At 62.6% G+C, this 11,749-nt stretch carries 13 protein-coding genes; 6 read left to right on the top strand and 7 right to left on the bottom strand.

What is annotated here, in order from left to right:
* Positions 1–2: 2 nt before the first annotated feature.
* Positions 3–671 (bottom strand): metal ABC transporter ATP-binding protein, encoded by a 669-nt coding sequence (locus UCMB321_RS27340; protein WP_040071824.1) that lies wholly within the window; start codon positions 669–671, stop codon positions 3–5.
* Entirely contained in the window at positions 668–1,561 is an 894-nt protein-coding gene (gene folE2 / locus UCMB321_RS27335) for a GTP cyclohydrolase FolE2 (protein WP_040071823.1), read from the bottom strand. The genes UCMB321_RS27340 and folE2 overlap by 4 nt, the downstream gene beginning before the upstream one ends.
* Before the next feature lie 125 nt (positions 1,562–1,686).
* Here folE2 and UCMB321_RS27330 point away from each other — a divergent pair, with 125 nt between their 5' ends.
* Positions 1,687–2,925, top strand: a complete 1,239-nt coding sequence (locus UCMB321_RS27330; RefSeq protein WP_040071822.1) for an N-acetylmuramoyl-L-alanine amidase — start codon at positions 1,687–1,689, stop codon at positions 2,923–2,925.
* Between the two features lie 129 nt (positions 2,926–3,054).
* On the opposite strand, the gene UCMB321_RS27325 is transcribed toward UCMB321_RS27330, so the two are convergent.
* On the bottom strand, positions 3,055–3,435 hold the full coding sequence (locus UCMB321_RS27325; protein WP_040071890.1) for a hypothetical protein: 381 nt from the start codon (positions 3,433–3,435) through the stop codon (positions 3,055–3,057).
* A 170-nt stretch (positions 3,436–3,605) separates the two neighbouring features.
* Here UCMB321_RS27325 and zigA point away from each other — a divergent pair, with 170 nt between their 5' ends.
* The gene (zigA, locus tag UCMB321_RS27320; RefSeq protein WP_040071821.1) at positions 3,606–4,814 is read left to right on the top strand and encodes a zinc metallochaperone GTPase ZigA; all 1,209 of its coding nucleotides are present in this window, start codon (positions 3,606–3,608) and stop codon (positions 4,812–4,814) included.
* Positions 4,814–5,464 carry a DUF1826 domain-containing protein gene (locus tag UCMB321_RS27315; RefSeq protein WP_040071820.1) on the top strand — a complete coding sequence of 217 codons (651 nt, stop codon included), beginning with the start codon at positions 4,814–4,816 and terminating at the stop codon, positions 5,462–5,464. Before zigA ends, UCMB321_RS27315 begins: the two co-directional genes overlap by 1 nt.
* A 167-nt stretch (positions 5,465–5,631) precedes the next feature.
* On the opposite strand, the gene UCMB321_RS27310 is transcribed toward UCMB321_RS27315, so the two are convergent.
* Entirely contained in the window at positions 5,632–5,982 is a 351-nt protein-coding gene (locus UCMB321_RS27310) for a hypothetical protein (RefSeq protein ID WP_040071889.1), read from the bottom strand.
* 34 nt (positions 5,983–6,016) lie between these two features.
* Between UCMB321_RS27310 and UCMB321_RS27305 the strand changes: the two genes are divergently transcribed.
* Complete coding sequence (locus tag UCMB321_RS27305) at positions 6,017–7,003, top strand: CobW family GTP-binding protein (protein ID WP_040071819.1); 987 nt, start codon at positions 6,017–6,019, stop codon at positions 7,001–7,003.
* A gap of 176 nt (positions 7,004–7,179) precedes the next feature.
* Here UCMB321_RS27305 and UCMB321_RS27300 read toward each other — a convergent pair whose 3' ends face one another.
* Entirely contained in the window at positions 7,180–7,584 is a 405-nt protein-coding gene (locus tag UCMB321_RS27300; RefSeq protein ID WP_040071818.1) for a DUF3301 domain-containing protein, read from the bottom strand.
* Between the two features lie 114 nt (positions 7,585–7,698).
* Between UCMB321_RS27300 and pdxY the strand changes: the two genes are divergently transcribed.
* Complete coding sequence (pdxY, locus tag UCMB321_RS27295) at positions 7,699–8,571, top strand: pyridoxal kinase PdxY (protein WP_040071817.1); 873 nt, start codon at positions 7,699–7,701, stop codon at positions 8,569–8,571.
* A 170-nt stretch (positions 8,572–8,741) separates the two neighbouring features.
* On the opposite strand, the gene UCMB321_RS27290 is transcribed toward pdxY, so the two are convergent.
* Positions 8,742–9,227: an acyl-CoA thioesterase gene (locus tag UCMB321_RS27290; protein WP_040071816.1), complete on the bottom strand. Its 486-nt coding sequence runs from the start codon at positions 9,225–9,227 to the stop codon at positions 8,742–8,744.
* Between the two features lie 278 nt (positions 9,228–9,505).
* On the opposite strand from UCMB321_RS27290, the gene UCMB321_RS27285 reads away from it, so the two are divergent.
* Positions 9,506–11,269, top strand: a complete 1,764-nt coding sequence (locus tag UCMB321_RS27285; RefSeq protein WP_040071815.1) for a cation:proton antiporter — start codon at positions 9,506–9,508, stop codon at positions 11,267–11,269.
* A gap of 50 nt (positions 11,270–11,319) precedes the next feature.
* Here the strand turns inward: UCMB321_RS27285 and UCMB321_RS27280 are convergent, their stop codons facing one another.
* The gene (locus UCMB321_RS27280) at positions 11,320–11,727 is read right to left on the bottom strand and encodes an SMI1/KNR4 family protein (RefSeq protein WP_040071814.1); all 408 of its coding nucleotides are present in this window, start codon (positions 11,725–11,727) and stop codon (positions 11,320–11,322) included.
* Positions 11,728–11,749: the final 22 nt, after the last annotated feature.

Below are 11,749 nucleotides of genomic sequence, written 5' to 3'. Positions count from 1 at the left end.
CATCAGGCTACCTGCGTATGGGGTTGTTGCTGGATCAGCTGGGTGCTGGGTGCCAGGGTGCAGCCGCTGTTTTTGATCAACAGGGCGTTGGGGATGTGCTGGCGCACGGCGGCGAGGTCGTGGCAGACCACCACCAGGGTGCGACCTTCGGCGTGCCAGGCATGGATGTGTTTCCACAGCAGGGCCTGACCCTCCTCATCGAGGGCGGCGTGGGGTTCGTCGAGCAACAGGATCGGTGCCGAGGCCAGGCTCAGTCGTGCGAGCACGGCACGTTGCAACTCACCGCCGGACAAGGCCATCAGCGGACGCTGTTCCAGTCCGCCGAGGTGCCAGTCTTCGAGCACGGCTCGCAGGCGTTCGCTACGCTGCTGCGGGGTTTGCTTGATGCCCCAGAACCCGGCGGCCACCAGTTCTTGCAGGCTGATGGGAAACTGGCGGTCGAGGTGCTGTTGTTGTGGCAGGAACGACAGGTTGCCGCGGAGTGGAACATCCAGTTTCACTTTACCGGCCAGGGGTTTTTGCAGCCCTGCGATGACTTTCAACAGGCTGCTTTTGCCAGTGCCGTTGGCGCCGATCACGGCGGTCAGGCTGCCGGCGGCCAGTTCGAAATCCACGGCGGGAGTCAGGGGCTGGCCCGGGGCGCCCCAGCGCAGGCCTTGGCAGCGGATCATGCCTGCCTCCAGTTCCAGCGGCTTTCGGCCACGGCGTCATGGGCATGCAGGCTTTCGGCGTGGACCACCCGCAGGTGGAAAGCGCTGACCGCGTCCGAACGCTTGAGCGCCAGGTTGAGGCGGCGTGCCGCGTCTTCGCAGAACATCAGGTTCTGGCCGTTGGCGAGGGCGAAGGCTTGTTCGTCGGCGCGTTTCACGGCGGTCTGCACGGCGGTACCGAGGGCGGCCTCGGCTTCGTTGATCAGAGGCTCGAGAGGAAACCGACCGATTTTTTCATCTAAACGAATATGCAATTGTGCAATGCTGCGCTGGCTGTGAGGTGTGGCGACGACGCCCTGACCGCCAAGCCAGCCCAGGATGTCACTGTGCTCCAGGGGCTTGTCGGCGAAGTCATCGATGAATTGCTGTTGGATCAATTGCCGGGCGAGGGCTGCCGAGCACGGGCAGGTGGAGGAGTAGGCCACGTCAATTTTTAGTTCCACGTGGAACACTCCGTTTTTCAGTTCGACTAACACACTGACTGGATAGGTTTTCCAGCCGGCCAGCGGACTGACCAATGCCGGGCGTTTGAGCAGCAGGTCGGTATGGATGCGTAGGTAAGCGTTGCTGGAGAGTCCGTCGTGGCTGCCGAGAAACTGTTGTAGCGTTTCTCGGATCAGCTCGGGCGTCAGGTCTTCCTGCTCCAGTCGTTCCAGGGCCAGGTACAGACGTGACATATGAATGCCTCGCGCTTCGCCATCGTCGAGGCTCACGCCTGCATCGGCCTTGGCGCTGAGACGCTGGCCGTCAATCGAGATCGGGAGAGCAATGCCGCACATGCCCACCCACTCGAGGGGCAAGGCTTGCCGGGATGACTGCGCGGCGATATCCGGCAGCGTCAACGCATTCATGAGCAGGTCCATCGTCGGAAATAGAATGACATGTTATATTATAACTTTTAGATCGACGATGCTTTTTTTGCTGGGCTTACACAGCGACAACGCGTACGAACACTCCCTTATTTGCGGTACCTGTCATGCATAGACGTCAGTTGCTCAACTTTTTATTAGCCAGTGCGGCGGTTCTGCCGTTCGGCTTGTCGGCGGCGCAGATCCAGAATGCGCGGCTGTGGCGCGATGGCAACAAGCTGCGGCTGGTGCTGGATCTCAGCGGTCCGATTCAATACAAGACCTTTTCCCTGACCGCGCCCGAGCGGCTGATCATCGACCTGAGCGGCGCCAAGCTCACGGGCGATTTCCGACAGTTGGCGCTGGGCAACACGGTGATCCGCTCGATCCGTTCCGGGCATTTCGGCCAGGGCGATACGCGGATCGTCCTCGACCTGGCCAGTCCGGTTCAGCTCAACAGCTTCCTGTTGCCGCCCGAGGGCGCGCAGGGCCATCGCCTGGTACTCGACTTGACCAGCAATGGCAGCGCCGCCGTGCCCCCGGCCACCCTGGCGGCGGCCCCGGCGGTTGCAGCGCCGCCGCCCGTGCGGCATGAAGCGGCCAGCGGCAAGGCCCACCCCAAGCGCGACATCATGGTGGTGGTCGATCCCGGCCATGGCGGCAAGGACCCGGGGGCGGTGGGTTCGAAGGGCGAGCGTGAGAAAGACGTGGTGTTGTCGATTGGCCGACTGTTGGCCAAGCGCCTCAAGCGCGAGAAAGGCTTCGATGTGCGCCTGGTGCGCAACGACGACTTCTTCGTACCCTTGCGCAAACGGGTGGAGTTCTCCCGCAAGAACAAGGCCGACATGTTTATCTCGGTGCACGCCGACGCCGCACCGCGTATCACCGCCTCGGGAGCTTCGGTGTTCGCCCTGTCCGAAGGTGGCGCGACGTCCACCACGGCGCGGTTCATGGCCCAGCGCGAAAACGGTGCCGACCTGTTGGGCGCGCAGAGCCTGCTCAATCTCAAGGACAAGGACCCGATGCTGGCCGGGGTGATTCTCGACATGTCGATGAACGCCACCATCGCCTCCAGCCTGCAACTGGGACACAGTGTGCTGGGCAGCCTGGAAGGCATCACCACCTTGCATCAGAAGCGCGTGGAACAGGCCGGTTTCGCGGTGTTGAAGTCGCCGGACGTGCCGTCGATCCTGGTCGAGACCGGTTTCATCTCCAATGCCCGCGACAGCCAGCGGCTGGTGACGGCGCGGCATCAGCAGGCGATTGCCGATGGTTTGTTCGAGGGCTTGAAGCGCTACTTCGAGAAGAACCCGCCAGCGGACAGTTATATCGCCTGGCAGCAGCAGATGCAGGAAGGGTTGGTGTAGGACTGGCTGCGCCACCCTTGTGGGAGCCGGCTTTCTGGCGATGAGGCCGGCAAGTCTTGCATCGACTATTCGGCCGCCATCGCCAGCAAGCCGGCTCCTACAAGAGGCGTGCGCGTCACTCCGAGGGGCCTAGCAGCCCACCATCCGGTCGCAGACGAACTTCTTGCTCAACCCGCCTGAACTGGAAAAACGGTTCTGGGTGGTCCAGCCCACCCGCCGGCTGTAACCGACCCAGGCTTCACCGTCCGAGGCAATCCCGGTGAAGAACGTCAACTGCCCATAGCGGCTGCTGGTCTGCGCCCAGTAGCGCTTGCCGATCACTTCAAAACCTTGCAGGTAAATCGTATTGCCCTGGGTGGCGACGCCATAGGCGTTGCCCAGCCCATCCTTGCACGACAGCAGGTTGGCGCTGCGGGTGCAGTTGGTCTGGGGGGCGGCAGGCACCTGGGCCTGGGCGTTCGCCGCCAGCAGCAACAGGGCCGGCAGCAGATGGTTCAGGACAGGACGCATCGGCATTCTCGTCAACGGGATCGCCGCCAGCATTGCGCCCTTCGTCGTGGCGAGCAAGCGGAGGATTGGATTATTTGCATTGTTATAATATAACATTCAATAAATTCCAGGCCCCGACCCCTGCCATGAACGGGCGCTTTGACCCGGCCGACCTGATGAGGAAAACCCCCATGACCCAACGTCTACCCGTGACCGTGCTGTCCGGCTTTCTCGGCGCCGGTAAAAGCACTCTGCTCAATTACGTGCTGCGCAATCGCGAAAACCTGCGGGTGGCGGTGATCGTCAATGACATGAGCGAGATCAATATCGACGGCAGTGAGGTCCAGCGCGACGTCAGCCTCAACCGCGCCGAGGAAAAGCTCGTCGAGATGAGCAACGGCTGCATCTGCTGCACCTTGCGCGAAGACTTGCTGGAGGAGGTCGGCAAGCTGGCCCGCGACGGTCGTTTCGATTACCTGCTGATCGAATCCACCGGCATTTCCGAGCCGCTGCCGGTGGCCGAGACCTTTACCTTCCGTGATGAAAACGGCCAGAGCCTGGCGGATATCGCCCGGCTCGACACCATGGTCACGGTGGTCGACGGCATGAACTTCCTGCTCGACTACCAGGCGGCCGAAAGCCTCGCCTCCCGTGGCGAAACCCTGGGTGAAGAGGATGAGCGCTCGATCACCGACCTGCTGATCGAGCAGGTCGAGTTTGCCGATGTGATCCTGATCAGCAAGATCGACCTGATCAGCCGTCACGAACGCGAGGAGTTGATGGCGATTCTGCGGCGTCTGAACGCACAGGCGGAAATCCTTCCCATGGTGATGGGCGAGATCCCGCTGGCGAAGATCCTCGACACCGGCCGTTTCGACTTCGATCGCGCGGCCCAGGCGCCGGGCTGGTTGCAGGAGCTGCGCGGCGAGCATGTGCCGGAAACCGAGGAGTATGGCATCGCCTCCACGGCGTACCGGGCACGGCGGCCGTTTCATCCCGAGCGCTTTTTCGACTTTATCAACCAGCCCTGGGTGAACGGCAAGCTGCTGCGCTCCAAGGGCTTCTTCTGGCTGGCCAGCAAGTATCAGGAGGCCGGCAGCTGGTCCCAGGCCGGCGGCTTGATGCGCCATGGCTTTGCCGGGCGCTGGTGGCGTTTCGTGCCGAAACAGCATTGGCCGCAGGATCAGGAGAGCAGCGCGGCGATCATGCAGCACTGGACTCCCGAGACCGGTGATTGCCGGCAGGAACTGGTGTTTATCGGACAGAACATCGACTTCGCGCAGCTTACCGAGCGGTTGGACAGCTGCTTGTTGAGTGATGAAGAAATGGCCCTGGGGGTCGAGGGTTGGAGCGCAATGCCTGATCCGTTCGGTGCCTGGCATGACGAGGAGGCGGCCTGATGCTGGCGCCACACTGGAAGGCCTTGCCGACGATTCGGCAGGTGCAGGGCGAAGCCCCGACGGTGCTGGGCGAGATTCTCGACGAGGGGGTCAACCTGGCGGTCTGGCAGCGTCGGTTACCGGGGCATATTGCCGATTTCGCGGCTTTGCTGTTGTCGTTGGGCGAGCCGCTGGCCGAATCCCTGAGCCTGGAGATGCCGGACGACGAGGCACAGCCGCACCTGTACGGCCTGGCCTCGGGGTTTCGTGACCTGGAGGGGTACGAGGGGTTCTTGAGTGACGTGTCCTGGCTGGTCAGTGCCTACGCCTGTCTGCTTGGTGCGCGGCGGATCGGCCTGCGCCTGCGGGTGCTGGACAAGGCGATGTGCCCGCGCTTTCACGTCGACCATGTGCCGGTGCGGTTGATCACCACCTATGCGGGGGTGGGGAGCCAGTGGCTGGCGGAAGGGGCGATCGACCGCCGACAACTGGGCAATCCGGCGGCGGAGCCTGGCGATTCCGCGTTGATCCGCCAGGTGGGCAGTGGTGCGGTGGCGCTGCTCAAGGGCGAGCGCTGGCGCGGGAATGAAGGCTTTGGCCTGGTGCATCGTTCGCCGCCGGTGCCGGAGGGTGAGCGGCGGTTGATCCTGACGCTGGACTGGTTGAGCTGATCGCGCGGGTTCACGCCGTCCTTTTCTTCTGTGGGAGCCGGCTTGCCGGCGATGAGGCCCGTGAGTCAAGTGTTGAATTCAAGGACGCCATCGCCGCGGTGCGGCGTCCCGACAAGCCGGCTCCCACAGGGGATTTGTGGTCATTGGAAGGTCGCTGGCGGTCTTGATTACGGTGTTTGCCACTGGCCGCCGCTCTGGCCTTCACAGAATGGCTTGAGGTAGGCCGCATCGCCCGCCACGCCGTAATAGTGGATATTCTGCCGATAAGGCATATTGGCCACCTGCGCGTGGCTGCACACGCCGAACGAACCGCCCGGGCACTGCTCGAGGTACTCGACCTCGACCTTCTGTCCCGGCAGGTTCGGTTGGCAGAAGCCGTCGCTGAACAGCTTGGCCGGGATATTGATGTTTTCCTGGCAGACTTTGACGTCCAGCCGCTGCGCATGGCTATGCACCACACAGGCCTGCGCCAGCACCTGGCTCGAACCGAACAGCAACGCCAGGCAGATCAGGCGCATCATGCTTTCATCTCTTTCAGACCCACGGCCCTCTATGTTGCAGAACATTCCCACCCATGTCATCGCCGGCCCCCTGGGCGCGGGCAAGACCAGCCTGATTCGGCACTTGCTGGCGCAAAAGCCGCAAGGCGAGCGCTGGGCGGTGCTGATCAACGAATTCGGCCAGATCGGCCTGGATGCCGCGCTGCTGACCCGGGACGACCAGGGTATCGCACTGGGCGAAGTGGCAGGCGGTTGTGTCTGCTGCGTCAACGGTGCGCCGTTCCAGGTGGGACTGACGCGGCTGTTGCGCAAGGCGCGGCCGGACCGGCTGTTTATCGAGCCCTCCGGGTTGGGGCATCCGGCGCAGATTCTCAAGCAACTGGCCGAGGCGCCCTGGTCGGGCGTGCTGGCCTTGCAGCCGTGTGTGCTGGTGCTGGACGCGCGGGCGCTGGCGGCGGGTAAGCCGCTGCCGGACTCGCAACAGGAGGCGCTGGGGTTGGCGGGGCTACGGGTGTTGAACAAGTCTGAAGGGCTGGACCCGGTTGAACGGCAGCGGGTGCTGGCGCGGCTACCTGCAGGGCCGGTGCACTGGACGGAGCAGGGGGTGTTGGGGTTGGCCGAGCTACTCGTCCTGGATAGCGGCCATCCCGAGCAGGCTCACACCTACGCTGATATCACGCCGCCTGTCGGCGCGCCGGTCAACGCACCCTTGCCAGCCATCTGGACCGACCCGACTCAACCGATCTGCCTGGATCAGACACAAGACGGCAACTGGAGCATCGGCTGGCGCTGGCACCCGAGCCAGCGCTTCGATGTGGAAAAGCTCCAGCACTGGCTGTCCGACCTGGACTGGCTACGCGCCAAACTGGTTATCCACAGCCCGGACGGCTGGGTTTCCGCCAACGCTGTGGATAACTCCACGGTGCAGTGGCAGCCCAGTGAATGGCGGCGGGATTCCCGTGTTGAGCTGATCTTCGCTGAAAAGCAGGCTATCGAGCGATTAAAGTTGGGGATGGCCCATTGTCGTTTGCCGGGATAGCAGCGGTGAATGTGACATTGCCATCGCCAGCAAGCCGGCTCCTACAAGGTCCTGGGCTTGACGATAGGTCACGGTGAAACACCGTACTGTGGGAGCCGGCTTGCTGGCGATGGCGGCAATGCATCTTGCATCGCGATCACTGGTAAACCCTCGTCAACAGGTTCGCCGGAGGCTGTTCAGCGCCGCGAATTATTGTGGTCCTTGCCATGATCCTGGCGCCATTGGCTCAATTCGATCACTTCGGCGCTACGCAGTTCCGGCTTGACCTCGAACGGGTAGGGTGCCAGCTCGATATGGGCACTGTGGGCGCCGAACTGGGTGATGGTCCCGGCGTGACGCTGCTCACCGGTGACGGTGAACTCGAAATTGTAGATCCGCGCCAGGCGCCGCCGGCCATGGGCGTCACGGACAAAGCCGATGCGCTTGAGGGCGACGTTGCCATCGAGCAGCTCGATGTCGAGCTTGGCGCAATGCTGCTTGACCCGCTCCAGCGCCCGCTCGCGCAGGCCATGGTTGTGCCAGAGCCAGGCAGCACCGGTCGCCAGCAACATCAGCACGAACATATTTCCCAGGGTCAGCATGAACGCCACTCCAACAAAGTCAGCTCAGCTTAACTGGCTCCCCGGTCTGTCGTACAGGCTCCGTTTAGTCGCATACTGAGTGGCTTGAATCCACTGGCCCTTCTGGAATACGGAATGAAACGCACTCCCCATCTGCTCGCCATTCAATCCCACGTGGTTTTCGGTCATGCCGGCAACAGTGCCGCGGTGTTTCCCATGCAGCGGCTCGGGGTCAATGTCTGGCCGCTGAACACCGTGCAGTTCTCCAACCATACCCAATACGGGCAGTGGGCGGGCGAGGTGCTGGTGCCGCAGCGGATTCCCGAACTGGTCGAGGGGATCGCCGCCATCGGTGAGTTGGGCCACTGCGATGCGGTGCTGTCCGGCTACCTCGGCAGCGCGTCCCAGGGGCGGGCGATACTCGGTGTGGTGGCGCGGATCAAGGCGGTCAATCCGAATGTCCTGTACTTGTGCGACCCGGTGATGGGCCATCCGGAGAAAGGTTGCAGCGTGCCGGCCGAGGTCAGTGATTTCCTGCTGGAAGAAGCGGCGACCATGGCCGATTTTCTCTGCCCCAACCAGCTCGAGCTCGACAGCTTTTGCGGTCGCACGCCGCATTCCCTGTTCGATTGCCTGGCGATGGCCCGCAGCCTGCTGGCACGGGGGCCGAAGGCGGTGCTGGTCAAGCACCTGGCCTATCCGGGCAAGCCTGACGAGAGCTTCGAGATGTTGTTGGTCACCGCCGAGGGCAGTTGGCACCTGCGCCGACCCTTGCTGGCGTTCCCGAAGCAGCCGGTGGGCGTGGGCGACCTGACCTCGGGGTTGTTCCTGGCGCGGGTGCTGCTGGGCGACAGCCTGGTGGCGGCATTCGAGTTCACCGCCTCGGCGGTGCATGAGGTGCTGCTGGAAACCCAGGCCTGTGGCAGCTACGAACTGGAGCTGGTGCGGGCCCAGGATCGCATCGCGCATCCGCGGGTGCGTTTCGAGGCGGAGTCGATCAGTCTCTGATCGGGATCTTGAAGGCGCAACATACCCTGTAGGAGCCAGCTTGCTGCGGGCGGCGTTCCGACGATGAGGTCCTTGAGCCTTGCATCGCCCTTACGGCCGCTATCGCCGGCAAGCCGGCTCCTACAGTGATCGCGTTCACCCTGGCTCTACACGGCGTCAATAGCCTGCAATCAAGGCGCGTCGGCCTTGATTTCCTGGTAGCGCTTCTCCAGCTCCTGGCGAATCTGCCGACGCTGTTGCGCCTGCGCGTAGCGACGCTTGTCTTCGCTGTTCTGCGGCTGCAACGGCGGTACCGAGGCCGGCTTGCGCTGGTCGTCGACCGCGACCATGGTGAAGAAACAGCTATTGGTGTGGCGCACCGAACGCTCGCGAATATTCTCCGTCACTACCTTGATGCCCACCTCCATGGAGGTGTTGCCGGTGTAGTTGACCGAGGCCAGGAAGGTCACCAGTTCGCCGACATGGATCGGCTCGCGGAAAATCACCTGGTCCACCGACAGGGTCACCACATAACGACCGGCATAACGGGCCGCACAGGCGTAGGCCACTTCGTCCAGGTACTTGAGCAGGGTGCCGCCGTGGACATTGCCAGAAAAGTTGGCCATGTCCGGGGTCATCAAAACAGTCATCGACAGCTGGGCGTTTCCGGGTTCCATAGCACGCTCACGGTAGGGTAGGCAGGGATTGGCTCAAGCACCTCTACGGGCGCTTCCTTCATTTTCACAGACACTCGATAACGGGACGCCGGCGATCGGGCCATCGTCACGCTTCAAGGGATCTGTTTCTACATATTGCACCGGCTTTTTGTCGGAAGTCGCGGTGTTAACCTTCAGAAAGCCATGCCATAGAAGACTCTCACACCAGGAACGGTGATTACCGACAGCTCAAAAAGCTGTTGCAGGGCCGCTTTCCGAACAGCAAGGAGCGCCACGTCATGCATGCCATCAGTTTTATCCAGGACCTGGCCGTGATCATGCTGGTGGCCTGCGTGGTGACCATTCTCTTCCATCGTTTCAAGCAACCGGTGGTGCTCGGCTACATCGTCGCCGGGTTCATCATTGGGCCCCACACGCCGCCGTTCGGCCTGATCCACGACGAAGACACCATCAAGACCCTGGCCGAGCTGGGGGTGATTTTCCTGATGTTCTGCCTGGGGTTGGAGTTCAGCCTGGGCAAGCTGTTCAAGGTCGGTGCCACGGCGTTTATCGCGGCGTTCCTGGAAATCGTGCTGATGATCTGGATCGGCTACGAAATCGGCCGCTGGTTTGACTGGAACACCATGGACTCGCTGTTCCTCGGCGCGATCCTGGCCATTTCCTCGACCACCATCATCGTCAAGGCGCTCAACGACTTGAAGATGAAGAACCAGCGCTTCGCCCAGCTGATTTTCGGGGTGCTGATCGTCGAGGACATCCTCGGCATCGGCATCATCGCCTTGCTATCGAGCATCGCGCTCAGCGGTAGCGTGAGCTCGGGCGAGGTGTTCTCCACCGTGGGCAAGCTGTCGCTGTTCATGATCGTCGCCCTGGTGGTCGGCATCCTGCTGGTGCCGCGGCTGTTGGCCTACGTCGCCCGCTTCGAGAGCAACGAAATGCTGCTGATCACCGTGCTGGGTCTGTGCTTCGGCTTCTGCCTGCTGGTGGTCAAGCTGGAGTACAGCACGGTGCTGGGCGCTTTCCTGATTGGCGCGATCATGGCCGAGTCCCGGCAACTACTGAAAATTGAACGCTTGATCGAGCCTGTTCGCGACCTGTTCAGCGCGATTTTCTTCGTCGCCATTGGCTTGATGATCGACCCGGCGATCCTGCTGGATTATGCCTGGCCGATTGCCATGATCACCGTGGCGGTGGTGCTGGGCAAGATGCTGTCCTGCGGGTTGGGGGCGTTCATTGCCGGCAACGACGGGCGTACTTCGTTGCGGGTCGGGATGGGGCTGTCGCAGATCGGCGAGTTCTCTTTCATTATCGCGGCGCTGGGGATGACCTTGCAGGTCACCAGTGACTTCCTGTATCCGGTCGCGGTGGCGGTCTCGGTGATGACCACGCTGCTCACACCCTATCTGATCCGCGCGGCGGATCCGCTGTCGCTCAAGCTGGCGGCGGTTATGCCCGGGCGCCTGGCGCGGGTGTTCGGTCTCTACGGCGAGTGGCTGCGCAGTATCCAGCCCCGGGGCGAGGGTGCGCTGCTGGCGTCGATGATTCGGCGGATTCTGTTGCAGGTGGGGGTCAACCTGGCGCTGGTGGTGGCGATCTTCCTGGCCGGTGCTTTCTTCGCGGTGCCGATTGCCGACTATCTGGGCAGTTGGGTCAATGAGCCGGGCTGGCATAAGGCCCTGATCTGGGGCGGGGCGCTGCTGGTGTCGTTGCCGTTCCTGATCGCGGCGTACCGCAAGCTCAAGGCCTTGTCGATGCTGTTGGCGGAGATGGGGGTCAAGGCCGAGGTGGCGGGGCGGCACACCCAGCGGGTCAGAAGGGTGATCGCCGAGGTCATTCCAATCGTGTCGCTGCTGGTGCTTTTCCTGCTGCTGTCGGCGCTGTCGGCGAGCATCCTGCCGACCAGCGAGCTGCTGGTGTTGATCGCGGTGGTCGCGGCGGCGGTGGCGGCCGTGCTGTGGCGCTGGTTTGTGCGCGTGCATACGCGGATGCAGGTCGCCTTGCTGGAGACGCTGGAGCACAAGAGCGATTCGGCGGGGCACTGAGGCCCAGGCGCCGATGCTCCTACAGGGGGGCGATGGCGGTCGTGAGCGGATCAGCTTTCCAGCCAGACATCCCGCGCCCAGTGCCACACCGATTCCCAGGACTCTTCGGTGATCAGCTCTTCCTCGCCGGACCACAGCACCACGGTGCCGTCTTCCTCGACGCAGTAGTAGTCGTTACCGTCCTGGCAGATCGGGATCAGGTCCCGCGGCACCCCGGAGTCCCAGGCGTTGGCCGCTACCTCGGGCAGGTAGGTGTGCGACTGCGGATCGGTGACGGTCACCGGTTCCAGGCTGCCATAGACCACGTCACTGACGGTCAGCAGGAATTCCTTGAAAACGAAAGGGATGTTGATGAACAGCTCCTCTTCGATTTCTACCAACTGATCCTCGTCGGGCAACTCCAGGGGCACCGGTACGGGTTCGTTGGCTTCACGCAATTGTTCAATGACTTCTTCCACGGCCTCAATCCTCTTGCTTCAT

It is taken from the genome of Pseudomonas batumici (assembly GCF_000820515.1).
Taxonomy (GTDB): domain Bacteria; phylum Pseudomonadota; class Gammaproteobacteria; order Pseudomonadales; family Pseudomonadaceae; genus Aquipseudomonas; species Aquipseudomonas batumici.
Note: the sequence above shows the minus strand (reverse complement) of the source record. Positions and strands in the feature narration are given on the sequence as shown.